At 70.0% G+C, this 23,283-nt stretch carries 25 protein-coding genes; 11 read left to right on the top strand and 14 right to left on the bottom strand.

Annotated features, from left to right (window positions below; genetic code table 11):
- Positions 1-21 precede the first annotated feature (21 nt).
- Complete coding sequence (locus F0U63_RS33990; RefSeq protein WP_395836474.1) at positions 22-528, top strand: hypothetical protein; 507 nt, start codon at positions 22-24, stop codon at positions 526-528.
- A gap of 16 nt (positions 529-544) precedes the next feature.
- Here F0U63_RS33990 and F0U63_RS33985 read toward each other — a convergent pair whose 3' ends face one another.
- The 3 genes from F0U63_RS33985 to F0U63_RS33975 are packed head-to-tail and all read right to left on the bottom strand — an operon-like array spanning position 545 to position 1,738.
- Positions 545-1,189 (bottom strand): hypothetical protein, encoded by a 645-nt coding sequence (locus F0U63_RS33985; protein ID WP_395836472.1) that lies wholly within the window; start codon positions 1,187-1,189, stop codon positions 545-547.
- Positions 1,186-1,497: a DUF1844 domain-containing protein gene (locus tag F0U63_RS33980; protein WP_095989161.1), complete on the bottom strand. Its 312-nt coding sequence runs from the start codon at positions 1,495-1,497 to the stop codon at positions 1,186-1,188. The genes F0U63_RS33985 and F0U63_RS33980 overlap by 4 nt, the downstream gene beginning before the upstream one ends.
- Before the next feature lie 4 nt (positions 1,498-1,501).
- Positions 1,502-1,738, bottom strand: coding sequence for a hypothetical protein (locus tag F0U63_RS33975; protein ID WP_395836470.1), 237 nt, complete (start codon positions 1,736-1,738; stop codon positions 1,502-1,504).
- 239 nt (positions 1,739-1,977) lie between these two features.
- On the opposite strand from F0U63_RS33975, the gene F0U63_RS33970 reads away from it, so the two are divergent.
- Entirely contained in the window at positions 1,978-2,739 is a 762-nt protein-coding gene (locus tag F0U63_RS33970) for a gamma-glutamyl-gamma-aminobutyrate hydrolase family protein (RefSeq protein ID WP_395836468.1), read from the top strand.
- A gap of 66 nt (positions 2,740-2,805) precedes the next feature.
- Complete coding sequence (locus tag F0U63_RS33965) at positions 2,806-3,471, top strand: hypothetical protein (RefSeq protein WP_395836466.1); 666 nt, start codon at positions 2,806-2,808, stop codon at positions 3,469-3,471.
- A gap of 134 nt (positions 3,472-3,605) precedes the next feature.
- Here the strand turns inward: F0U63_RS33965 and dnaB are convergent, their stop codons facing one another.
- The 9 genes from dnaB to F0U63_RS33920 all read right to left on the bottom strand — a co-directional run bounded on the left by dnaB (position 3,606) and on the right by F0U63_RS33920 (position 9,975).
- On the bottom strand, positions 3,606-4,976 hold the full coding sequence (dnaB, locus tag F0U63_RS33960) for a replicative DNA helicase (protein WP_395836464.1): 1,371 nt from the start codon (positions 4,974-4,976) through the stop codon (positions 3,606-3,608).
- Between the two features lie 154 nt (positions 4,977-5,130).
- Positions 5,131-5,577 carry a 50S ribosomal protein L9 gene (gene rplI / locus F0U63_RS33955; protein WP_395836462.1) on the bottom strand — a complete coding sequence of 149 codons (447 nt, stop codon included), beginning with the start codon at positions 5,575-5,577 and terminating at the stop codon, positions 5,131-5,133.
- 30 nt (positions 5,578-5,607) lie between these two features.
- Entirely contained in the window at positions 5,608-5,949 is a 342-nt protein-coding gene (rpsR, locus tag F0U63_RS33950; RefSeq protein WP_395836460.1) for a 30S ribosomal protein S18, read from the bottom strand.
- Between the two features lie 47 nt (positions 5,950-5,996).
- Positions 5,997-6,458, bottom strand: coding sequence for a 30S ribosomal protein S6 (rpsF, locus tag F0U63_RS33945; protein ID WP_095989154.1), 462 nt, complete (start codon positions 6,456-6,458; stop codon positions 5,997-5,999).
- Positions 6,459-6,632: 174 nt separating this feature from the next.
- Positions 6,633-7,211, bottom strand: a complete 579-nt coding sequence (gene pth / locus F0U63_RS33940; protein ID WP_395836458.1) for an aminoacyl-tRNA hydrolase — start codon at positions 7,209-7,211, stop codon at positions 6,633-6,635.
- Positions 7,212-7,286: 75 nt separating this feature from the next.
- A complete protein-coding gene (locus F0U63_RS33935) occupies positions 7,287-7,988 on the bottom strand; it encodes a 50S ribosomal protein L25/general stress protein Ctc (protein ID WP_395848470.1) in 702 nt (233 codons plus the stop codon).
- A 203-nt stretch (positions 7,989-8,191) separates the two neighbouring features.
- Positions 8,192-9,142: a ribose-phosphate pyrophosphokinase gene (locus F0U63_RS33930; protein ID WP_395836456.1), complete on the bottom strand. Its 951-nt coding sequence runs from the start codon at positions 9,140-9,142 to the stop codon at positions 8,192-8,194.
- Positions 9,143-9,211: 69 nt separating this feature from the next.
- Positions 9,212-9,514, bottom strand: coding sequence for a septation regulator SpoVG (gene spoVG, locus F0U63_RS33925; protein ID WP_395836454.1), 303 nt, complete (start codon positions 9,512-9,514; stop codon positions 9,212-9,214).
- A 92-nt stretch (positions 9,515-9,606) separates the two neighbouring features.
- Positions 9,607-9,975 carry a DUF5658 family protein gene (locus F0U63_RS33920; RefSeq protein ID WP_395836452.1) on the bottom strand — a complete coding sequence of 123 codons (369 nt, stop codon included), beginning with the start codon at positions 9,973-9,975 and terminating at the stop codon, positions 9,607-9,609.
- Positions 9,976-10,137: 162 nt separating this feature from the next.
- Here F0U63_RS33920 and F0U63_RS33915 point away from each other — a divergent pair, with 162 nt between their 5' ends.
- Genes F0U63_RS33915 through hpt form a run of 3 tightly spaced genes read left to right on the top strand, consistent with a single transcriptional unit; the run spans position 10,138 to position 12,119 of the window.
- Positions 10,138-10,740 (top strand): thymidine kinase, encoded by a 603-nt coding sequence (locus F0U63_RS33915; RefSeq protein ID WP_395836450.1) that lies wholly within the window; start codon positions 10,138-10,140, stop codon positions 10,738-10,740.
- Positions 10,741-10,759: 19 nt separating this feature from the next.
- Entirely contained in the window at positions 10,760-11,575 is an 816-nt protein-coding gene (locus tag F0U63_RS33910) for a uracil phosphoribosyltransferase (protein ID WP_395836448.1), read from the top strand.
- Between the two features lie 10 nt (positions 11,576-11,585).
- The gene (gene hpt / locus F0U63_RS33905; RefSeq protein WP_395836446.1) at positions 11,586-12,119 is read left to right on the top strand and encodes a hypoxanthine phosphoribosyltransferase; all 534 of its coding nucleotides are present in this window, start codon (positions 11,586-11,588) and stop codon (positions 12,117-12,119) included.
- A gap of 13 nt (positions 12,120-12,132) precedes the next feature.
- Here the strand turns inward: hpt and F0U63_RS33900 are convergent, their stop codons facing one another.
- Both F0U63_RS33900 and F0U63_RS33895 read right to left on the bottom strand, forming a co-directional pair.
- Positions 12,133-12,657: an MmcQ/YjbR family DNA-binding protein gene (locus F0U63_RS33900; protein WP_395836444.1), complete on the bottom strand. Its 525-nt coding sequence runs from the start codon at positions 12,655-12,657 to the stop codon at positions 12,133-12,135.
- A 52-nt stretch (positions 12,658-12,709) separates the two neighbouring features.
- Entirely contained in the window at positions 12,710-13,525 is an 816-nt protein-coding gene (locus F0U63_RS33895; protein WP_395836441.1) for an IF-2 protein, read from the bottom strand.
- A 101-nt stretch (positions 13,526-13,626) separates the two neighbouring features.
- Between F0U63_RS33895 and F0U63_RS33890 the strand changes: the two genes are divergently transcribed.
- Genes F0U63_RS33890 through F0U63_RS33870 form a run of 5 tightly spaced genes read left to right on the top strand, consistent with a single transcriptional unit; the run spans position 13,627 to position 23,274 of the window.
- Positions 13,627-17,637 carry a hypothetical protein gene (locus F0U63_RS33890; protein WP_395836439.1) on the top strand — a complete coding sequence of 1,337 codons (4,011 nt, stop codon included), beginning with the start codon at positions 13,627-13,629 and terminating at the stop codon, positions 17,635-17,637.
- A 14-nt stretch (positions 17,638-17,651) separates the two neighbouring features.
- Complete coding sequence (gene dapF, locus F0U63_RS33885) at positions 17,652-18,503, top strand: diaminopimelate epimerase (protein WP_395836437.1); 852 nt, start codon at positions 17,652-17,654, stop codon at positions 18,501-18,503.
- Positions 18,504-18,549: 46 nt separating this feature from the next.
- Positions 18,550-20,400 (top strand): response regulator, encoded by a 1,851-nt coding sequence (locus tag F0U63_RS33880; protein ID WP_395836435.1) that lies wholly within the window; start codon positions 18,550-18,552, stop codon positions 20,398-20,400.
- A gap of 20 nt (positions 20,401-20,420) precedes the next feature.
- Positions 20,421-21,929 carry a DUF4388 domain-containing protein gene (locus F0U63_RS33875; protein WP_395836433.1) on the top strand — a complete coding sequence of 503 codons (1,509 nt, stop codon included), beginning with the start codon at positions 20,421-20,423 and terminating at the stop codon, positions 21,927-21,929.
- Between the two features lie 22 nt (positions 21,930-21,951).
- A complete protein-coding gene (locus F0U63_RS33870; RefSeq protein ID WP_395836431.1) occupies positions 21,952-23,274 on the top strand; it encodes a tetratricopeptide repeat protein in 1,323 nt (440 codons plus the stop codon).
- Positions 23,275-23,283: the final 9 nt, after the last annotated feature.

The following is a 23,283-nucleotide window of genomic DNA, read 5'->3' as shown; positions in this document are numbered from 1 at the left end:
GAGTCGCTGGGCAGCCTGCCGTTGAAGGCGCTCGCTCAGCAGGCGCTCGTCGAGGACGGCGCCCCGGTGGATACGGTGCTCTCCCTGTCCGTCTATCCGCGTCGGAAGATCGTCCGCCTGGCCCTGGATTCGGCCCTCACGGCGGGACGCCGGGGGGCGCACTGGTACAGCACCCACCACTCGCTCGCCCGAGCCCTGTCACGCGCCACTGGCGTCACCGTGCACACCTACGTGTATGACCCCCAGGAGTACGAGGAAGTGCTCGCCTTTGGCCGGGGACAGCATGTGGGCGGAGAGCGGCTGTTCTATGACACGGTGGATCTGCCCGAGTGCGTGGATGGGGAGTTCGACGACGCGGCGTTCGCGCGGATGCAGGCGCGCTGGCCGTTGGGGCACCTGGCGTGGGTCTTCGGGGTGGAGCGGGAGCTGTTGCTGCAGCTGCACCAGATGAAGCCGACGCGGTTGAGCCTCCAGGACTCGGGGCCGGAGCTGTCCCTGGAGCACCTGCTGCACGGCATCGCCGCCTGAGCCCGCCGCCCGGGGACTACTCCTCGTTGGCGAGGCGCCCGTCGCTCAGGCTGATGGCCTGACGCACCCGCTCACTCTGGAAGTACTGGCCGAGCACGGCGAAGGAGCCGGCGATGAGGGCCGTGAGGCCCATGGTGGTGGCGGGCAGCAGCCAGGCCATGATCTCCAGGGGCGCGGCGGTGGAGCCCTGGAACTCGGGGAGTGTCTTCAGGGCCTCGGCGATGACGGGGCCCGTGTGCCGGGCGACCACGGCGTTCTGGGCACCGTCGATGGTGCGCAGCAGGGCGGCGGCGATGGTGGAGCCCGCGAGCATGCGGCGCATCCGCTCCAGGGGGAGCCCGTCGGGCCGCAGCAGCCGGCCGGCGGACACGAAGGCGAGCGAGCACACCACCGAGAGGGCGCCGAGGAAGAGAGCGCGCGACTCCCGCAGCGGCTGGAGCGCGGAGAGCTGGGCCTTGGCGATGCGCGCGTCGAGCACCGGATCTCCCACGAGGGAGAAGTTGGCGGCGTTCCGGGGGTCATCGAGCTGGCTGAGCCCCAGGCACTCGCTCAGGGCGAAGAAGCCCGTGAAGGCGGAGAGCACGAGACAGACGAAGGCCGCGAAGCGCAGGCCTCGCGGCAGGGGGCCCTTGTGGGGGGCGGGTGCGGCGGGGGGCGTCACCGTTTGTTCGCCTCCACGAAGCGCAGGCGCAGGTCGGCGAGGAGGTTGTCGAAGAGCTGCTTCTCCTCGCCCGTGAGGTTGCCGCGGGTCTTCTCCTGCAGCATCCCCAGCAGATCCAGGCTCTGGCGCGCGAGCACCAGGTCCCGCTCGGCTTTGCCCGTCTCCGGGTTGGGGGCCTCGCCCAGGTGGATGAGGGCGCTGGACGCGAGGCCGATGAGGAAGGTGCTGAAGGTGATGGGGGCCTCGGGCGCGCCCGGCTTCGGCTCGCCCCGCATCACGAAGGTCTCTCCGCGCTTCTCATCGCTCATGGGCTCACTCGTTCGCTTCGGCGTCCTCGTCGCCCTCGTCCTCGTCCTCGTCCTCGTCGTCCTCGAAGTCGTCGTCGAGATCCTCGTCCTGCATCAACGTTTCCACGGGCACGGACTTCTCGGCCACGTCCGGCAGGCCCTCGATGTGGCGCTTGTACGTCGCCTCGTCCAGCTGACCGCTGCGCAGGTAGCGCTCGACCGTGCGCTTGTCGAGGTGCTTGGGGTCCATCGCGTCTGCCATGCTCAACTCCTCGGAATCTCTTGGAAAAGGGCGCGCCACCTTATAGCAGGGCTCCCCCCTGTCAACGCCGCTCAACCCCCCGCCCCTCCCGAGCCGATGAACGTCCCCCTTCCCCCCCGACTTCCACGAGATCCGTCCCGCCCGGAGGACGACGCGCAGCAGGTGTCCGAGCAGGTGTGGCGGTCAGAGGCCGCCTTTGACAGGGGCGTCCAGGGGACTAGCCTCGAGGCGAGAGGCGTATGATTCACAAAACCCACGGCCAGGCTCCGCGCCGGCCCAACATCGGCATCACCCCGGACTTCAGCGCGAGCCGGCCGGACTCGGTCTTCCCCAGCTACGAGCTGAGGGCGGCCTACCCGGAGGCGGTGCTGCGCGCCGGGGGGCTGCCCCTGGTGCTGCCGTACTCGGACGACGCGGCGTGCGTGGAGTCCTACCTGGACCGCATCTCCGGGCTGATGGTCACCGGAGGCGCCTTCGACATTCCCCCGGACGCCTATGGCGAGACGGCGCGCGAGGGCCTGGGGCCGATGAAGCCGCCGCGCACGGCGTTCGAGACGGCGCTGATGCGCGGGGCGCTCAAGCGCAACATGCCGGTGCTGGGCATCTGCGGGGGCATGCAGCTGCTCAACGTGGTGCTGGGCGGCACGCTGTTCCAGGACATCGCCCTCGAGGTGCCCGGCGCGAACTCGCACCAGCAGACGCATGACCGCACCCAGCCGCAACACCCCGTGGAGGTGCGCGACGGCACGCACCTGTCGGAGGCGCTTGGCCGGGGTCAGCTCATGGTGAACTCCACCCACCACCAGGCGGTGTCCAAGCTGGGCGATCAGGTGGTGGTGAGCGCGACGGCACCCGATGGGGTGGTGGAAGCCATCGAGTCGCCGCAGCACGTCTTCGCGCTGGGCGTGCAGTGGCACCCGGAGCTGATGCTCCAGACGATTCCCTTGAGCGCGGGCATCTTCCGGCTGCTGGTGCAGAAGTCGCGCGAACACCGGCGCTGAGCGTGCCCCTCACCGTGCTGTCAGACCTGCATGGCAGACATGCGGGGCCGAGCATGGTGAGAGGACATGGCCCCGAAAGAACAACGTCTGCGCGAGCTGCTCCAACTGCCGCCCGCCGCCGCCGTTCCCGCCGCTGACGCCTCCTGGCCCGACGAGTACTGGGACGAGACCTTCATGCGCCTGGGGCGCGGGTATGTGTTCGAGCCCGACGCGGGCGAGTTCCCCGTCGACCATTCACGCTTGATGGCGGAGCTGCTGCCGCTCGTCTCGCCGTGGCTGGCCGGGGCGCGGTTCTCCCAGGTGCTGCCGGGCCAGGGCGACCTGGCGGGGGAGGGGTGGGGGCCGTCCTTCGGGGAGGAGGGCAGGGGAGTGGCGTACCGGTACACGCTGCGCCTCACCCATGGGGGGTACCGCTACGGCGTCACGTTCCACGACAGCTCCGAGTTCTACAACCTCAACGCCGTGCTGGCCCTGTTGAACGCGGCGCTGGAGACGTGTGGCACGTCCCTGCGGCTGTTCGGCCTGGGCAACGTGGTCGTCCTGGGGCCGCTCGGGGGCCTGCAGCAGGCCCTCCGCGAGGGCTTCATCCCCGGTTTCGAGGGGGAGGGCATCTACGAGGAGTGGGAGCTGGAGGCCATCGACGCCTGGTGCGAGTCCGGAGACACGCCCGAGTCCTTGGCCCGACAACTCGAGAAGGGGCTGCGGCGGGTCCAGGTGTCGCTCGTGGTATGAGCGGCCCGCCTGGACATGGCCTCGAATACGGTGCTCATCACGGGCCCTGGCCTCCTGGGTGAAGAGCGCGTTTCCCCGGCTCGACGAGGCGTTCCAGCGGATGAACTCACGCCGCTGAACGCCTCGGGCTCCGCTCACTCCACGCGCGCGCGGCTCTCGAAGCGCGTGTACTCGGCGAGGAAGACGAGATCAATGTCCCCGATGGGACCGTTGCGCTGCTTGGCGATGACGAGCTGCACGGGGATGGCGCTGCTCGTGCGCACCTCGCCTCCGCCCTCTCCCTCGCCCTGGTCCTCGCGGTGGATGAACATCACCACGTCGGCGTCCTGCTCGATGGCGCCCGACTCGCGCAGGTCCGAGAGCATGGGCTTGCCGCCCTTGCGCTCCTCCACCTTACGGCTGAGCTGTGAGAGGGCGATGATGGGCACCTCCAGCTCCTTGGAGAGCTGCTTGAGCGAGCGGGAGATCTCCGAGATTTCCAGCTGGCGGCTCTCCACCTTGCCCTTCTGGTGCATGAGCTGGAGGTAGTCGATGATGATGAGCGACAGCCGGGGATCCCTCTGCTTGAGCCGCCGCGCCTTGGCGCGCAGGTCGAACGGGGACAGGCCGCCCGAGTCGTCGATGTAGAGCGGGGCGTTGTAGAGCTTGCCCGCCATCTCCTGGAACTTCTCCTCGTCGTGAGGCGTGAGCCGGCCGCCGCGCAGCTTCTTCATGTCCACGCGCGCGCACGAGGCGAGCAGACGCATGAGGAGCTGATCCGCGGGCATTTCCAGGCTGAAGATGGCCGCCGCCCGGGCCTCTTCCTGGAGCGCCACGTGGGTGGCGATGTTCATCGCGAAGGACGTCTTGCCCACGCCGGGGCGCGCCGCGAGGATGATGAGCTCGCCGGGGTGCAAGCCCGTGAGCTGGTTGTCCAGGTCGACGTAGCCCGTGGACAGGCCGGTGATGCCCGTCGTCGCGGTCTTCATCTTGTCGAGCAGATCGAGCGTGTGCTCCATCAGCTCGCTCACGGGCCGCAGGTCGCCCTCGCGCTTCTTCTCCGCCAGGAGGAACACCTTGCGCTCGGCCTCGTCGAGCAGCACCTCCAGCTCGCCCGTCTCCTGGCTGGCCAGCTCCTGGATCTCCCGGCCCACGCCCGCCAGGCGCCGCCGGATGGCCTGATCCTTGACGATCTGCGCGTACTGGATGGCGTTGCCCGGCACGGGCACCACTTGGTCCAGGCTCATCAGGTACGCGGGGCCTCCCACCGCGGCGAGCTGGCCGAGCACCTTGAGCTCCTCGGCCAGGGTGAGGTGATCCACCTGGCGGTTGGAGCCATCCAGCTTGATCATCGCCGCGAAGATCTGGGCGTGCGCGGGACTGGCGAAGTCGTCCGTGCTCACCACCTCCGCGAGGCTGGCGAAGATGCTGTTGTCCGCGAGCACGGCGCCCAGCACCGCGCGCTCGGCGGCCAGGTCCTCGTGGCCCCGCCGCGTTCCCGTCCGAATGTCGAGGATGTTGTCCATGTTGTCCCGGCCAGTCTCCGCGCTACAGACGTGTGGCGCAACCCTGGCAGCCACCCCTGACACGTGCCCGGGTGCCCGCTCCCGCAAAAGCGGAGGGCCGCCCGGGAGTGAACCCGGACGGCCCTCGGTGCTTCTCGCGGTGTCAGGGGGGGCTTTACGCCTCCGCCTGGACCTCGACCTTGATCTTCGCCGTCACTTCACGGTGCAGGCGCAGCTCCACCTCGTACTGACCGGTGGCCTTGATGGGCTCGGCCAGGTGCAGCTGGCGGCGGTCCACCGACTGGCCCTGGGCGGCGAGCGCCTCGGCGATGTCCAGCACGGTGACGGAGCCGTACAGCTTGTCCTGCTCACCCACCTTGCGGCGGATGGTGACCTTCACGGCGCCGAGCTTCTTGGCCTGCTCCTCGGCGGCGCCCTTGAGCTTGACGTTGCGCGCCGCGATGACCGCGCGCTCGTGCTCGAGCTGACGCACGTTCTGCTCGGTGGCGAGCACCGCGATCTTGCGCGGCAGCAGGAAGTTGCGGCCGAAGCCGTCCTTCACCGTCACGAGCTCACCGGACTTACCCAGGTTCGCGACGTCCTCACGAAGAATGACCTTCATTGAATGTCTCCGTTGGTGCGGGCGAGGGGACTAGCCGACCATCGCGTTGTAGGGGAGCAACGCCAGGCCACGGGCGCGCTTGATGGCCGTGGCCACCTCGCGCTGGTGCTTGGCGCAGTTGCCGGAGATGCGGCGGGGGATGATCTTGCCGCGCTCGGTGACGAAGTACTTCAGCGTCGCCTGATCCTTGAAGTCCACCTGGGCGTTCTTCTCGGCGCAGAAGCGGCACACCTTCTTGCGGCCAAAGCCGCGGCCACCGCCACGCTTCTCGTCATCGCCCCCGGCGCCACCCCGGCCGCCGCCATCCCGATCCCTGTCCCGATCCCGGTCGCCGCCACCGCGGGACGAATTCCTGTCGCTGTTGCCAATCATTGAGCGTTCTCTCTTCTCTGGTAGGGGTCCGTGGAGGACCAAGGGGCTCACGCCTCCTCGGTGCTCTCCTCCTCAGCCTCGCCCGCATCCTCGACCACGCCGCGATCCTGCGCGGGGGCCACGCCCGGACGGGTCTCCTCGACGTCACCGGCGAGCTTCACGTCCTCGAGCACCGGACGGCTCTCGGGATCCACCTCGTCCGCCAGCTTCGTGGACAGGTAGCGCGTGACCTCGTCGAAGTTGCGGAGGTTGCGCTCCACCTCGGCCACGATCTTGGTGCCGCCCAGGTAGTGGGCATGCACGTAGATGGCGCGGGGCTGCTTGGCGATGGGGTAGAGCGTCTTCTTCTTGCCCCACACCGTGAAGCGGATGACCTTGCCGCCCTCACGGCCGACGATGCCACGGACGCGCTCCTTGAGCTTGTCCACGTTGTCGTCGGTGAGGTCCGGCTTGACCAGGAAGATGGTCTCGTACTCACGAAGCCGCTTGGCGGCCTGCGTCTCAGCCATGTTTCTCTCCCCTTGGGGTGGAGTGCCCCCCGGGAACACCGAGGAGCGGGGAAACGGTCGGAGGGTCCAAGGGGGATCCTCCGCCGGGGACGGGAAACCGCGCGCCCGTCACCCTCGCGCTGTTGAAAAAGAACGATGAAGAGGGGGCCTTCTAAGGGCGCCCCGGCCCGGAAGTCAAGGCGCCCGCTTGTTGTAACGGTTCATCGCCGTGGCCAATCCGTCCCGCACCCAGGTCTCGGCCGCGTCCGCCGCCTGGGCGAGCAGCTCGTCGAGCCTCCGGCGCTCCCCGTCGTCGAAGTTGGAGAGCACGTAGCCGGCCACCCGCTCCTTGGCGTTGGGGCCCTGCGGCTTGCCGATGCCGAAGCGCAGGCGGATGAAGCTGTCCGCCCCCAGGCTGGACACCGTGCTCTTGAGCCCGTTGTGACCCCCGCTGCCGCCTCCCGCCTTGAGCTGCAGGCGGCCGAAGTCCAGATCCAACTCGTCGTGGATGACCAGCACGTCCTCCACCGCCACCTTGTAGAAGCGCGCCGCCTCGGCCACCGAGCGGCCCGACAGGTTCATGTAGGTCTGCGGCTCGAGGAAGACGATCTTCTCGCCCCCCAGGGTGCCCTGACCCACGCGGGCCTGGAACTTCTCCTGGTGGAGCTCGGCGCGCGCGCGCGGCAGCAGCGTCTCCACCACCATGAAGCCCACGTTGTGCCGGTGGCGCTCGTACTCGCGCCCGGGATTGCCCAGTCCACAGATGATCTTCATGGCGGAGGCTCCGCAAAACAGACGGGGCCAGTCCTCTTGCCGGACCGGCCCCGCGGGTGTGACAGGGAAGGGGGATTACTTCTTGCCAGCCGCGGGCTTGGCCGCCGCGCCAGCCGCGGGCTTGGCCGCCGCACCAGCCGCGGGCTTGGCCGCCGCACCAGCCGCGGGCTTGGCCGCCGCACCAGCCGCCGCCGCCGCCGCGGGAGCCGCCTCGGCCACACCCTCGGGCGCGCTGACGACCGCCACGGTGTAGTTGACGTGCGACTTCACCGTCACGCCCTCGGGCATCTTCACGTCGTTGATGTGGAGCGCCTGGTTGATCTTCAGCGGCGTCACGTCCACCTCGATCTTCTCGGGGATGGCGTTCGGCTTGGCGTAGACCTCGATCTCGCGGCGGGCCTGGGTGAGCAGACCACCGTCGGCGACGCCCTCGGAGCGGCCGGTGAGCACCAGCGGCACGTTCACCTTCACCTGCTCGCCCTCACGCACGGCGATGAAGTCCACGTGGAGCATCTGCCGGGTGAGCGGATCCTGCTGGTAGTCCTTGAAGAGGACCTGGTGCTCGCCGCCCACGCCCGTGAGCGTGAGCAGGGTGTTGAACTTGTGCGGGGTGTTGATGGCCTGGCGCACCGCCTTCGCGTCGACGGCGATGGACAGGGGCTTCTCCAGGTGCTTGCCGTAGACGACGGCGGGCACGAGACCCTGGGTGCGCAGGCGGCGGGCGGCGCCCTTGCCAGAACCCTCACGCGGCTTGACCTCGAGCGGGCGCTTGTCGATGGACATGGATTTCCTCGGTATGGACTGCGGTGTGTCCCCCGCCGACGTCCCGGCGCCTCTGGCATCCCGCCCCCATGGCGGGCCCCAAGAGCAGCGCCTCGCTTTTCGGGCAAGGACCGGCAGGGTGTGCCCGCCACATGCCAGCGCGCGCGCTCCGAGTCAAGGCGCGTGGCGGCGGAGGCAGCGGGCCCTCCCCCGTCCGGCTACACGAAGAGTGAACTGAGCGAGTCGGCGCGGTGGATGCGCGCGATGGCCTCGCCGAAGAGATGGTCCGTGGTGATGACCCGGATCTTCCCGCACGCCTGGGCCGCGGGGGCCAGGGGCACGGTGTCCGTGAAGACGACCTCTTCCAGGGGCGAGTCCTGGATGCGCTGGATGGCGGGACCGGAGAGGATGGGGTGGACGGCGTAGGCCACCACCCGGCGCGCGCCACGCTCCTTGAGGGCGGCGGCTGCCTGGGTGAGCGTGCCGGCGGTGTCCACCATGTCGTCGATGAGCATCGCGTCCTTGCCCGCCACGTCGCCGATGAGGTTCATCACCTCGGAGGAGTTGGGCTTGGGCCGGCGCTTGTCGATGATGGCCAGGCTGCAGCCGAGCCGCTTGGAGTAGGCGCGCGCCCGCTCCACGCCGCCCGCGTCCGGCGACACGATGACGAGTTCCTGCGCGTCGGGGAACTTCTTGCGCGCGTCCTCGAGGAAGACGGGCGAGGCGTACAGGTGATCCGAGGGGATGTTGAAGAAGCCCTGGATCTGCCCGGCGTGCATGTCCATGGACACCACGCGCGTGGCTCCCGCGCCCTCGAGCAGGTCCGCGATCAGCTTCGCGGTGATGGGCGTGCGCGGTGCCACCTTCCGGTCCTGCCGGGCATAGCCGTAGTACGGGATGACGGCGTTGATGGAGGCGGCGCTCGCTCGCTTGAGCGCGTCACACATGATGAGTAGTTCCATCAGGTGATCGTTGGCCGGCGGGCAGGTGGACTGGACGATGAAGATGTCCAGTCCGCGCACGTTCTCGCCGATTTCCACGTGGATCTCTCCGTCGGAGAAGCGACCCACGTGCGCCTTGCCCAGAGGCCTCTTGAGATAGTCACAGATACGCTGGGCCAGGGCCGGGTTGGAACTCCCGGAGAACACCTTGAAATCGCTCGGGCTCATGGGGCGCGCTCCTAGCGCGCCCCGTGGCGGAAGGGAAGATCCTTCCACCGCCAGCGTGCAGCCCCAGGCTCAGTCGGCCACGGCTTCCATATGGTACGAGCCCATCGCTCCCATGCTCGTCTGCTGGTGCCGCTCGTACTCCAGGAGGATGGCCCGCTCCATCTGCGTGCGGGTGTCCGCGTTGAGCGGGTGGGCGATGTCCTTGTACGTCCCGTCCTTGCGCCGCTTGGCGGGCATGGCGATGAACAGGCCCGAGGCTCCGTGGATCACCTTCAAGTCCCGAATGACGAAGCAATGGTCCAGGGTGATGGTCACGTAGGCCTTCAGTTTGTCTTCTTCAACCGGATATACCTTGACGTCGGTGATGTTCATGGTCCCCCCAAGGACCCTTCGGATCCAAGCGCTGGGGACAAGCCTGAAACAGACAGGCCTGGAAAAGCAAGTCTGTCTGGGCTGGTTGTGCGTCACGCGACGGTTTGGTGCACCAGGTGCGTGAGGAAGGCCAGGTGGTAGATGTCGATCACCGTATAGAGCGCCGCGCCCGCCTGGATGGCGCGCTGGCTCAGCTGCATGGAGCGGTTCAGGCAGAGCAGGGCGAGTCCCAGGCTCACGATGGTGAGCTTGACCGCCATGAACGACAGGGGCGAGTGCATGTAGGCCACCCGCATCAGCGGATTGAGCTCCTCGGCCACGTTCATCTGTAAAAAGGTCAGGGTGAAGAGCCCGTCCAGCAGGTTGAGCACCACCAACAGCGCCGCCGCCGGCGTGATGTGGAACGAAGCCCCCTCGATACCCGCCCAGCTCGACCCCTGCACCTGTACTGTCGCCGCCACCCGTCACCTCGCCGTTTGAACCCGAAGCACTCCTTTTCAAGATGCTTGCCAGGGGCACGGGAGCCGGGACTCGGGGGGCGGGTCCCCGGAAAGTTGACGACCCGGGGGGGTCATGAAAGAGGTGGCTGTCGCTGTCGTCACCGCCCGGAACGAGCATCTCGCGTGTACCAAATTCCCAAAGACATCGGGTGGATAGAGGTCATCTGCGGCTCGATGTTCTCCGGAAAGACGGAGGAGTTGATTCGCCGCGTCAAGCGCGCCGTCTACGGCAAGCAGACCGTCCAGGTCTTCAAGCCCAAGCTGGATAACCGCTACGACGAGACGCAGGTGGTCAGCCACTCACAGTTGAAATTGACCTCCGTGGCCATCGAGAGGGCTGAAGAAATTTTCCATCACCTGTCCCCGCGCACCCAGGTGGTGGGTATCGACGAGGTGCAGTTCTTCGGCACCGAGGTGGTGGCCGTGTGTGAGGCGCTGGCGCACCGTGGCCTGCGGGTCATTGTCGCGGGGCTGGATCAGGACTACCAGGGCCGTCCCTTCGAGCCCATGCCGCAGCTGCTCGCCGTCGCCGAATACGTGACCAAGCAGCTCGCCATCTGCGTGGTGTGCGGCAACCCCGCCCACCGCTCCCAGCGGCTGGTGGACCGGGGCGAGCGCGTGGTGGTGGGCGCCGCCGGCGCCTACGAGGCGCGCTGCCGCAAGTGCCACCGTGCCGAGCCCACCGAGGCCACGCCTCCCCAGACGCTCGATCTCTTCAAGGACTGAGCCCCCCAGGCGCGAGCGCATGCACGACCCGCTCTACTCCCACATCCCCTTTCAGTTGAGTGAGTTGCCCCACCGCTACGGGCCCCAGGTCCACTTGGTGGGCAATCCGTTCCTGCTCTCCCAGCTCGCCCGGCTGTGTGCCAAGGGGACGACCCAGCCGGACATCAACCGGCTGGTGGCCTTGCTCTACACGGATCTGATGAAGATGGTCCTCAACGCGGAGTTCCCCCGCACGCGAGTGGCCGTGGCCACGCGGATGATCGACTCCACGCCCCAGGGCATCTACCAGGGCGAGGTGCTCGATCCCGCCGTGCGCGCGGTGACGGTCAACATCGCCCGGGCTGGCACGCTGCCCTCCCAGGTGGCGTACGATCTGCTCAACACCACCCTGGATCCCGCGCGCGTGCGCCAGGATCACATCATGATGAGCCGGACGACGGACGCCCGGGACATCGTGGTGGGCTCGAACATCGGCGGGGCGAAGCTGGGTGGAGACGTCGACGACGCGTTCCTCCTGTTTCCCGATCCCATGGGCGCCACCGGCGGCAGCCTGAGCACCGCGGTGAACCTGTACAAGAACCAGGTGGCCGGCACCCCCCGGCGCATCCTCAGCCTGCACCTCATCGTCACCCCCGAGTTCCTGCGGCGCGTCACCCGCGAGCACCCCGACCTGAGCGTGTACGCCCTGCGCCTGGACCGCGGCCTGTCCCCCCCGGAAGTGTTTGGCACGGTGCCCGGGGAGTTGTGGGAAAAGGAGCGGGGGTTGGATGATCACCAGTACATCGTCCCCGGTGGCGGCGGCTTCGGGGAGATCATGAACAACGCGTACGTGTAGAGGTCGGACCGTGGCTTTCTTCGAGCAGGACGTCGACATCCTCATCGATGAGCAGAAGCTCCAGGCGCGCGTGCGCGAACTGGGCGCGCAAATCACCCGCGACTATCAGGGCAAGGATCTCACGCTCGTCTGCGTGCTCAAGGGCTCGGCGTTCTTCGCCATGGACCTGGCGCGCCAGGTGGATCTGCCGCTGACGATCGAGTTCCTCGGGGTGTCCTCCTACCAGAGCGGCACCGAGACGACGGGCGAGGTGCGCATCACCACCGACGTGAGCAAGCCCATGGCGGGCAAGCACCTGCTCATCATCGAGGACATCATCGACACGGGGCTCACCATGAGCTTCCTGCTCGAGAACCTCAACGCCCGGCACCCGGCGTCCGTCAAGGTGTGCACGCTCCTGGAGAAGCCCTCGCGCGCCCGCACGAAGGTCCCCATCGACTACAAGGGCTTCGTCGTCGACGACATCTTCGTCGTGGGCTACGGCCTCGACTACGCCGAGCGCTACCGCAACCTGTCCTTCATCGGCGCGATGAAGGGCAAGTAGGCCGCCCGGCCGGCTACCGCTTCCCCGCCGCCTTCTTCTTCGCGGCGGCCTTCTTCACCGGGGCCTTGCCGGCCGCGCTCTTCTTCGCGGCGGGCGCCTTCTTCGCGGCGGGCGCCTTCTTCGCCGGAGCGGCCGGGCGCGGCGTGTTCGTGTCGCCCGTCAACCGCTCCACCAGCTTCTTGGGCGCCACGGCGCGGTAGCTCTCGTCGAGCCACCGCCGCAGCATGTCCACCGGAGGCGTGTCCTTCGCGCCGAAGCGCGCGGTGACCCAGCCGCTCTTGCCCAGCCCGTACCCGGTCGGCTCGGCGAAGGGCAGCATCAGCGCCGCGCCGTGCGACTGGGGCAGCTTCACGGACAGCGACAGGCCCTCCTCGCTCAGCGAGAAGAAGACGAACGCCTTGCCCTTCACCTTCAGCGTCGGATGGCCCCAGGGAAAGTCCTCGGTGACTTCCGGGTAGCTCCGTCCCGCCTCACGCAGGCTCTTCTCGAACGGCTCGAGTCTCTTCATCTCCGGGGGAACAACCGGGGTCATCGTCATGTCGCACGCCTCCTCGGACCCAGCGGTTATACCGCTCGCGCGGCCACGCGGCTCAGCGCGCCGTGCCTGGGGCCTCGCCGGGGGAGCCCGGGGCCTGTCCGGCGGGCGGCGGAGTCCCGGCCGGGGTCCCCTCGCTGCCGGGGGTGGGGGAGGGCGCCGGGGTGGGAAGCGCGGCGGCCTCGGACCCCTCGAAGCTCGCGTCCACGGCCCGCAGGGCCCGCTCCAGCGCCTGCGCCGCCGGCCCCACGGTGGTGAGCATCTGGTTGGCCCGCTGCGTGTTCCGGTTGCGGCTCTCCGCCGCCAGCTTGAGCTGCGTGAGCGCCTCGGTCACCCCCCGCCGCGCCTCCTCCAGCTTCTGCTTCGCCTGGAAGAAGGCCACCTCCGTCTTCATCGCCCCCAGCGAGCGCCGCTGCTCCTCCGTCAGCCCCGTGAGCAGCTCCGCGCGCCGCAGGTAGTACAGCCCCTTCTCCAGCACGGCCGGGTCATCCGACTGCACCTTGGGCTGGGCGAGCGACTCCAGGAGCGGAAAGAGGGCCCGGTCCAGCTCGTCCCGCTCGGTGAACTTGCGCTCCACGAGCATGCTCACGTCCCGGCCCTCCACCCCCAGGGGGGCATAGGCGTCCGCCAGCCGCGCGTCCCCGGGCCGGTAGGGCACCGCCCCCGTGGGCAACAGCCGGCCCTTCATCACCACCAACTGCCCGTTCTCCTGGGCCAGCGAGAAGGTGCGCGCGTTGAGCTGCGACAGCAGGAAGACCACCGCCGCCCCCAGCCCGAGCACGAGCAGGGTGACCAGCAGCCGCGTGAAGGCGCTCGTGGCCCGGCGGCCGAGGCTCGGCCGGTGCTGGGAGGGACTCATCGGGGAATTCATGGTGCTTGCTCTCCCTTCATCCGGGCAGAGAGGCGGCCTCCCGACTCCGGTGCTTTGCTTGGGACAATCCTCCCCGGGGCTATACTCGTCCGCTGGACCTCATGCACCCTACATTCCGCCGCCTGGGCAGCAGTGAGCTGTTGCCCCGGTACATCTTCGCGGAGAGCCTCTTCGCCCGCCGCCGTGTGTTGGAAGTGGACGCGGTCTCCACCACGGGCGGGGAGAGCGCGCGCTTCCTGCTCGAGCGCGGGGCCCGGACCGTGGTGGCCTGCGACGCCGACGTCGCCGCCGTGGAGGCCGCCCACAAGGCCCATGGTGGCCCCTCGCTGCGCTTCCGCGCCAACGTCTTCGACGACCTCGAGCCCGGCAGCTTCGATCTGGTGCTCGTGGCCGACCTCGCCCCCTACGTGCGCGCGCCCACGCTGCTCGCCGAGCTGACGCGGCTGGTGAGCCGGCAGGGCCATCTGGTGGGAGGCTTGCGCAATGGCGCGGGGCTCGCCCTCTGGCAACTCATGGAGGTGGAGGAGGAGGCTCCGCCCACGTACGGGCAACTGCTCGACGCGCTCTCGCCCCACTTCCCCCACGTGGAGGTGGCCACCCAGTCCCCCGTGCTGGGCTACCAGCTCGCCTTCGAGAAGGGGGATGGGCTCCAGGTCGACGGCACCCTCATCCACGGCAGCGAGGCCGCCTACTTCTTCGTGGTCGCGGGGCATGATCCCGCGCGCATCGTGGACCCCACCTGGGTGCAGCTGCCTCCCGAGCCGCTCGCCTTCACCCGCGGCAAGCTGGATGAAGTGGCCCAGCGCGGCAAGAGCTGGGAGGAGCGCGCCGGCAAGTTCAAGGAGTCCCTCGCCCGGGCACGCGCGGAGCTGACGGATCGCGAGGCCCAGGTGCTCGCCCTCCAGCCCGCCCTGGAGTCCGCCCGGAGCGACGTGGCCCGCCTCACCGCGCAACTGGAGCAGGCGCGCGGCACCCCCGACTCCGCCCGCGAGCGCGATGAGCTCGCCTCGCGTCTGCGCCGCACGAGCCTGGAGCTCCAGGTGGCCATGGAGCGTCTGGCGGACGCGGACAAGCGCCTCACCCAGCAGCGGCTGGAGGTGGAGTCCGCCGAGCGCGCCCGCAAGGAGTTCGAGGCCCAGGCCCTGGGCGCCCAGGAGGCGATGCGGCTGGAGCGCGCGCGCCTCGAGGAGCTGAACACCACCCTGGAGGAGGCCCGCGGGCGCCTGGCCCAGGCGTACGCCGATCAGCGCGAGCTGCGCGACGAGCTGGCCAGCGTGCGCGTCGAGCGCGAGAAGGACCGGCTCGCGGCCGAGCGCGCGCGTGAGTACTCCGAGGACTCGCGGCGGCAGTTGGAGGCGGCGCGCGAGCGCGAGGTGCGCCTCGCCGAGCAGCACTCGACGGCACTGGCCGCCGTGGAGATGCTCAAGGCGGACGTGGCCCGGGCCGAGCACGCGCGCGAGGCGGCGGAGAAGTCCCTGCGCCTGCAGGACGCCGACCTGTCGCGCGTGAGCCGGGAGCTGGAGGTCCATTCCCGGCGGGTCTCGGCCGCGGATGCGGCACGGCGCGACGCGGAGCTGCGCCTCACCGCGCGCGAGGCCGAGTTGCGCGGCGTGAACACCGAGCTCACCGCGGCCCGCGCCGAGGTGCAGCGGCTCAACGCCGAGGGCGAGGAGCACTCCCGCGCCCAGGAACAGCTCCGGGCGGCGGCCGCGCGCCTCGAACAGGAGCTCGCCGAGGCACGTGCCCAGTTCTTGTCGCTGGAGCAGGAGCGGGTGCGCGCCGCGGCCGAGCTGGAGGAGACCCTCGAGGAGGAGCGCCGGCTCGCCGAGGCGCGGCTGGCGCGCGCCGTGGCCCAGGAGCGCGAGCGCACCGAGCAGGCCACGGCCGAGGCGGCGCAGGAGCGGGCCGAGCGGGAGGACCAGGCGCGGCGGCTCGGAGAGCTGGAGCACCAGCTTCGCCTGGAGGAGGCCGCGCGGCGCGACGCCCAGCGTGCCCTCTCCGCCCTGGAGGCGCAGCGTCAGCAGTGGGCCGATGAGCGCGGTGCCCTGCGGCGGCGCGTGACGGAGGTCGAGGAGTCCCTCGCGGAGCTGGAGCGCGTGCGGGCCTCGGACATCGAGTCCATCTCCCGGCTCCAGGAGGAGCTCGAGGCGACCCACGGCAACATCGCGGCCGAGCAGCAGGCGCGGGTCCGGGCCGACGAGGAGCGGGAGCGGACGCTCGTGGAGCTCGGGCTGGAGCGCGATGCGCGGCTGCGGTTGAAGGAGTCCCTCGCCCTGGCCCAGTCCGGACTCACGGCCGAGCAGCAGCGCCTGGCGGAGGCCCAGGAGGCGCTCGCCCAGGCCCGCGAGCAGCTCGAGTCGACGCGGCAGCGGCACGTCCAGGCGGCGCACGAAGAGGCCCGGACGCGGGAGGAACTCGAGGCGGAGCGCCAGCAGCGGACCCAGGTGGAAGAGGCCCTGGCCGAGACCCGGATCGCGCTCGAGGCCGAGCAGCGGGCACGGGGACTCTCGGAGGAATCGCTCGCGCGGCTCCAGGCCGAGTGGGAGGCGGAGCGGACCCAGGGCGACGAGGCCCGGGAGTCTTTCCTCCAGGTGCGCGCGGAGCTGGAGGCCGAACGCTCCCGGCTCGCCGTGCTCGAGGAGACCCTGGCCGCGGAGCGCGAGGGCCGGGAACAGGCCGAGCAGTCGCTGGCGCGGACCGAGGAGACACGGGCCGACGAGCAGCGGCGGCGGGCCGAGGTGGATGCGTCCCTGGCGGCCCTCGAGGAGCAGCTCGCCGAGGAGCGGCTGGCGAGATCCAGTCTCGAGGCCTCCCTCTCACACGTCCAGGAGGAGCTGGACGCCGAGCGGGCGAAGCGCGCCGAGACGGACGAGTCGCTCACCGACATGAGCGCGGCCTGGGAAGTGGAACGCGATGGCCGGGCGGCCATCGAGGCCTCGCTGGCACGGGTGCAGGCGGAACTCGAGACCGAGCGGACGAAGCACGCCGAAGTGGTGGCCTCGCTCGCCGCCGCCGAGGCCGGACTGGAGTCCGAGCGCGAGGGCCGCGCCCAGGCTGAGGAGTCGTTGGGCATCCTCCAGGAGGAGATGGCGGCCGAGCAGCGGCAGCGCTCCGAGCTGGAGGGCCTGTTCGCCGCGGAGCGTCAGGAGGCGGACGCACTCCTCGCCGAGGTGCGCGAGTCACTGGAAGCGGCGCTGGCGTCGGCCCGGGAGGAAGGGGAGGCGCAGCGCCGCCGTGTCGAGGCCCTCGAGGCGCGCCTGGAGGAGGAGCAGCGCTCGTTCGCCGAGCTGTCCGCCACCGCCCAGGCGCACGAGGCCAGCTTGAGCCTGGCACGTGAGAAGCTCGAGGACACCGAGGCCCGGCTCGCTGAGTCCCAGGCGCGTGAAGCCGCCGCCTCCGCCGAGCGCGAGGCCCGCAAGCGCGATGCCGTGGAGAGCCGGATGGAGCTGGAAGGTCTCCGGGACGAGCTGGAGGCCGCGCGCGCCCGGCTGGTCACCCTCGAGGCCGCCCAGGCCCAGGCCCGGCAGGACGCGGAGGCGCTCGAGGCGGCCCGCTCGGAGCTCCAGGATCGCGAGGTCCTCGTGGACAACCTGCGCGAGGAGCTGGACCAGACGCGCGTCCGGCTCGCCTCCGAGAGTGAGCAGCAGGAGCTGCTCACCCTGCAACTCGAGTCCGCGCGGCGCATCGCGGGCAAGGTCACCTCGCTCGAATCCTCGCTCCAGGAGGAGCGGGGCCGGCTCGAGGCCTTCCGTGCCGAGCTCGAGTCCGTCCGCGCCGAGCTGGAGACGGCCCGGGAGCGCGTGGCCGAGTTGGAGGGTCAGAACGACGCCGCGGAGAAGGCCCGCCTCATGTCCGAGCGGGAGCGCCTGGCCTCGGACCTCACCGTGGCCCGGGCGGCCCGCGTGCGCTTGGAAGGCCGGGTCTCGACGTTGGAGGCCGAACTGGCCACCCTCAAGGCCGGAGCCGCGCGCAAGGAACCAGATTCCGTCCAACACATCTATGCTCGTGCCCACGCCGAGCTGAACGCGGTAAAAAACGACTTGCTGCGCCGTCCCAAGCCCAGCACCTCCGCGCCCACCGCCTCACCCTCCAAGCCCGATGAACCGGGCTGAAGCGACCTCCCCGTATGAGCACCACAGAGTTCTTTCACAAGTACCACGGCCTCGGTAACGACTTCATCGTCCTGGATCGCCGCCAGACGGGCGTGGACGTGGACGCCCAGACGGCCCAGTGGTTGTGCGACCGGCGCCTGGGCATCGGCGCGGACGGAGTGCTCAGCCTGCTGCCCTCGGAGACGGGCATGGCGCGCATGGTGGTGCACAACTCCGATGGCAGCATCGCGGAGATGTGTGGCAACGGCCTGCGCTGCGCCGTGAAGTACCTGGTGGACAACTCGGGCGAGAAGCCCGAGCGCATCGACGTGGAGACGGGCGCGGGCCTGCTCGCGTGCGTGCCCGGCTATGGCGTGGATGGGGTCGCCCAGGTGGAGATCTCCATGGGGCCCGCGCGGCTCGTCGAGCCGAACCTGCCCTCGGGCGCCACCCAGCGGCCCTTCCTCGACGAGTCCGTGCCGGGTCACGCCGGTCTGCGCGGCCATGCCATCAGCATGGGCAACCCGCACCTCGTGCTGCTCGATCAGCCCCTGGAGACCGCCAGCCGCCTGGGCCCCGCGCTCGAGCGCCATCCCGACTTCCCCGAGCGCACCAACGTCGAGTTCGTCCGCGTGGACGCGGATGGCCTCACGGTGGTGGTGTGGGAGCGCGGGTGTGGCCTCACCCAGGCCTGTGGCACCGGCGCCTGCGCGGCGGCCGTGGCGGCGGTGCTGGCGAAGCGACGCCCGGCGGAGGACTGGTCGCGCGTCCGCCTGCCCGGAGGGGACCTGTTCATCTGGGTCGCCTCGGATCTGTCCGATATCCGCCTGCGAGGACCCGCCTCCTTCGTCTTCACCGGCGTTGTCCCGGATGCTCCGGGCCGCTAACCTCCACTCCTTCCACTCCTCACCCGTCCCGAGTCCCCCCTCCGCCGTGGCCGGTCCCATCCTCGTCGTCGACGACGACCCATTCTTCCGGCAGCTCGCCTCCGACATGCTCTCCCGGCGGGGCTACCGCGTCGTCACGGTGGAGAGCGCCGCCCAGGCCCTGGAGGAAGTGGCCCACTCCGCCTACGACCTGGTCATCACCGACGTGGTGATGCCGGGCATGGATGGTCTCACCCTCACCGAGAAGCTGCGCGAGCGCGACCCCGCCCAGGAGATCATCCTCGTGAGCGCGCGCCCGGACATGAAGGGCTCGGCCATGGCGCTGAAGGTGGGGGTGGCGGTCGTCCTCACCAAGCCCGTGGACGAGACGGACCTGTTGCTGGCCACCGAGCGCGCCCTGGAGCGTGCCCAGCTCCGCCACGAGCGCTCCAAGCTCCAGAACGAGAACCTGGAGTTCGCCCGCTACCAGCACCTGCACCAGCGCTGCCTGGAGTTCCTGTCCCAGCCGGACCTCGAGTGGCTCCAGGAGCGCGTAGCCGCCGAGCTCGCCTCGGTGTGCGACGCCCAGAGCGCCGCCCTGTGGATCTCCGATGATCGGGGCCAGCTCGTCCTGCGCGCCTACCGGGGTCTGCTCGACCGGCACTTCCTCGTGGATCGCATCAGCACCGAGGGGCCGCTCGGCCCCTACATGCGCGAGGGCCATCCCTGGGTGGCGCACGAGCAGCGCTCGCCCATCCTCTACGTCCCCTTCGTCAACAACGGCGAGCTCTTGGGCCTGGCGCAGTTGTCGGATCCGCTCGCGGGCGACTTCCGCCCCGAGCACCTGCACTACGCGAAGATCCTCGGCGACTCGGCCGCGGTGGGCGTCAAGAACGGCCGCAAGATGCTGGCGTTGCAGCGGCTCGGGCTGCGCGACCGGGACACCGCCGCCTACAACCTCAGCTACTTCACCGACTACGCCTCCAAGGAGATCTACAAGGCGCGGCGCTACGGGCGCATGTTCTCGCTGCTCACCTTCAGCGTGGACAACCTGCCCCTGGTGCGCATGCGCCTGGGCGCCACGGAGGCGAAGCTCGCCGTGCGCGGCATCATCAAGGCGTTCTCGCGCATCGTCCGCGACTCGGACGTCATCGCCAAGGCGAGCGACCAGGAGTTCTACCTGCTGCTGCCGGAGACGGACTTCTTCGGCGCCATGATGTTCGTGCGCCGCGCCCTGGCCGCCGTGCGCGAGGAGCCCGAGGCGCAGGAGGTGGAGGCGCGGCTGCCGCTCGGGCTCGTGGGCGGGGCGAGCACCTTCCCCAAGGACGGCGAGGACTTCGACGAGCTGATGTACCGCTGCCGCCGGCGCATGGACGAGCGCCGCGCGTCCCTGCAGCGCAAGCTGATGCTCGACACGCTGCCCTTCTGGGACGAGGTGGATCTGCTGCTCGGCAACGCCTCCAGCCCTCGGCTGCCCGTGGAGGAGAACGCCGAGCCGTCGCGCCGCGGCAAGGTGTCCGATGCGCTCTTCGACGAGCTCCAGGTGGAGATCGCGCGCGAGCTGATGCGCGATCCGGCCTCGCGTGGGCTGTTGTACGTGGGCAGTCCGGAGATCCGCTCCGAGCTGCCCATCGTGCAGGGCCTGGAGTCGGCCTCGCCCGACATGGCCTCGCGCATCTACCTGCTCGGGCGGCGGATGGATCTGGAGTCGCACCGGGCCCTCACGCCCGTCTTCCTGGAGGGGGACGAGCGCATGAGCCGGCACGAGTTCATCCTCTGGCTCTCGGAGAACGCCGCCTACGCGCTCATCCAGCGCCGGGGGCTCGGCGCCACCTGGGGATTCCACTCCTCGGACACCGCCGTGGTGGATGGGCTCATCACCCGTCTGCAGGCCGAATACGATCTGCAGCCGTACTGACCCGGCGAGGAACTCCCCCCATGGCCCAGGTCCGAAAGATCCTCATCGCCGACCCCGACCTCGAGTCCGTACGGCCGCTGTCGCGGGCCCTGCGCACCAAGGGGTACCAGGTGCACTACGCGCCGGACGGCTCGCGCGCCCTGGAGGTCGCCGTGCTGCGCCACCCGGACCTCATCCTCTTCGATGAGGCATGCCGGCTGCTCGACGCGCGCACCTTCATCAACATCCTGCACACCAACCCGCGCACGGACGACATCCCCGTGGTGGTGTCCACCAGCCAGTTCGAGGCGGACAAGCTGCGCGGCCTGCGCGATGGCTTCTTGCGCAAGCCCTTCAACCTCGACGAGGTGCTCTCGCGCATCGAGCACGTCTTCCGCCGCAGCGAGGCCGCCAAGGATCTCAAGAGCGAGGCGCAGGAAATCGAAGGCTCGCTCAGCCAGCTCGGCATTCCGGATCTGATGCAGATCCTCGGGATGAACAAGCGCAGCGGCAAGCTGACGCTGGAGCGCGGCAACGAGCGCGGGGAGATCGTCGTCATGGAGGGCCGCCCGTTCAACGCCCGGGTGGGCCGCGCGGAAGGGGAGAAGGCCCTGTTCCGGCTGCTCGTGTGGACCGAGGGCACGTTCACCTTCGCGCCCGGCAACACGAGCGGCAAGCCCCGCATCCAGCGCCCCATGGACAGCGCCCTCCTGGAGGCCATGCGGCAGGCGGACGAGGTGAACCGGCTGCTGCCCGGACTGCCGCCGCGCCATACCCGGTTGGTGCTCGCGCCGGACGCGGATCTCACCCAGGATCAGCACCCGGTGACGGCGCAGGTGGTGGACCTGCTGCGCCAGCCCCGAGCGCTGGGCGAGGTGTTGGACCTGGCGCCGGCCACGGACCTGGACGTGGTGGGCGTGCTGCACACGCTCCTGCAGAAGGGCGTGGCCCGCATGACCGATGGCGACTCGGACGAGGGCACCCAGGCGCCGCTCCTGGGGACCGCGGAGCTGCACGCGCTGCGCGGGCGCATCCTCCGGGGCCGGGGCTCCTCGCGCGAGGCCGTGGCGAAGATCTTCGTCTGTGGCAGTGGGCCCGCGGTGGCGCGGCGGCTGCTCTCCCAGCTCGCGGACATCGCCGCCGTGGCGGCCGAGCCCCCCGCGGTGCGCAGTGGCTTCGGCACGCTCGGGCGGCTGGCCCTCAACGAGCTGCTGAGCCTGGACTTCTGCGTCCTGCCCCCGGCGGAAGCCGCGCGGCCCCTGTGGCGGCCCTTCAGCGCGGGCGCGGTGGGCGCGCTGCTCTTCGACAATACGGAGGCGGCCGTGAAGCTGGCCCACTTCCTGACGTGGGACATCCGCCTGCCCCTGGTGGTGGTGGGCCAACCCGTCCCCCCGGAGCTCCAGGGCGCGCCCTCGGGCTCGGCCAGCGTGGGCGAGGATCTCAAGGAGGCCATGCGCAGCCTGCTCGTCCTGGCGCTGAACCCCGCGCCCCTGGTGTCTGGAATGCCTCCTCCCCCGCGCCCCAGCGCCTCGACTTCCTCCTCGCCGTAGCGTGTCCGCTCCCGTCCCCGCGATGCCCTCGAGACTCCTCCGCCCGCTCTGGGCCCTCCCCTTGCTGCTGTCGCTCGCCTGCAAGGACTCCGACACGCTCTCCGCCCGAGGCCAGGAACAACGCTTCCAGGCGAAGATGAACGAGGGCCATGCCCTGCTGAACGAGAACCAGCCCGAGCTGGCCGCGCGCGCCTTCCGCGAGGCCTCGGGTCTGGCGCCCGACCGCACCGATCCGCTCGTCCAGCTCGCCGAGGCCCAGCGCCGCGCGGGCAACTCGGGGGCGGCGATCCTGGCGCTCAAGCAGGCCATGACGCTCAATCCCTCCGAGGCGCCCGACATCAAGCGCAAGCTCGCCGAGCGCTATGAGCGGGACGGGCTCATCCGCCAGGCCATCGCGGTGCTGCTGGAGCTGCGCGACGCCGAGCATCTGCGTGATTCGGAGATCCTCCGGCTCGCCCACCTCCAGACGATGGAGGGCCAGCACGAGGAGGCCTTCAAGACGCTGGAGCGCATCCAGAAGGAGCGTCCCGATGACCTGGACGCCAAGGTCGTGGAGGCGGAGATCCTCCTGGCCAAGGGCGAGGAGGTGCTCGCCGCGAAGCTGATGGATCGGCTGCTGGAGGAGCAACCGGGGCTCACGGCCGCGCGGGTGCTGCGCGCGCGCTACTTCCTGCGCAACGGCTACGCGGAGTACGCCGAGCAGGACCTGTCGCGGATTCCCCCCGAGGAGGCGCTGCTGCCGGAGTACGTCGCCCTGCGGGTGGGGGTGCTGACGGAGCTCGATCGCCGCGCGGACGCGGAGAAGCTGCTCGCCCAGGCGGTGGAGCAGAACCCGCGCAACGCGGACCTGCTCGCCCGGCTCGCCGAGCTGCGGTGGGAGGCGGGCAACAAGGTCGAGGCGCAGCGGCTCGTGGAGCAGGCGCTCAAGGCGCAGCCGGACTCGGCCCGGACGCTGTACGTCCGGGGCCTCATTCACGAGGGCTCGGGCAACGTCCAGCTCGCGAAGGAGGACTACGGCTTCGCCCTCACGGAGAACTCCCGGTTCGCCCCGGCGCTCTCGCGGCTGTGGCGCTTGCAGGCTCGCGCCGCCCAGGACGACGCGGCGGTCGCCTCCCTGGAGCGGTTGCTGGCGCTGGGCGAGGCCACCCTGGAGGAGAAGGTGGCGCTCGCGGACCTCTACGCGCGCACCCGGACGAAGCCCGAGCAGGGCTTGAAGCTCATCGCCGAGGCGCTCAAGCAGGACGCGCGCAATGAGGAGTACCTGGAGATCCAGAAGGCGTTGAAGAACATCCTGCCCCGGAAGAAGGCCGCGGGGCCGCTCATCATGCGGGGCGGGCGCCGCTGAGGGCCTCGT

The sequence above is a fragment of the Cystobacter fuscus genome, assembly GCF_044360685.1.
GTDB lineage: Bacteria > Myxococcota > Myxococcia > Myxococcales > Myxococcaceae > Cystobacter > Cystobacter fuscus_C.
This window is presented reverse-complemented; position numbering and strand designations above follow the sequence as displayed.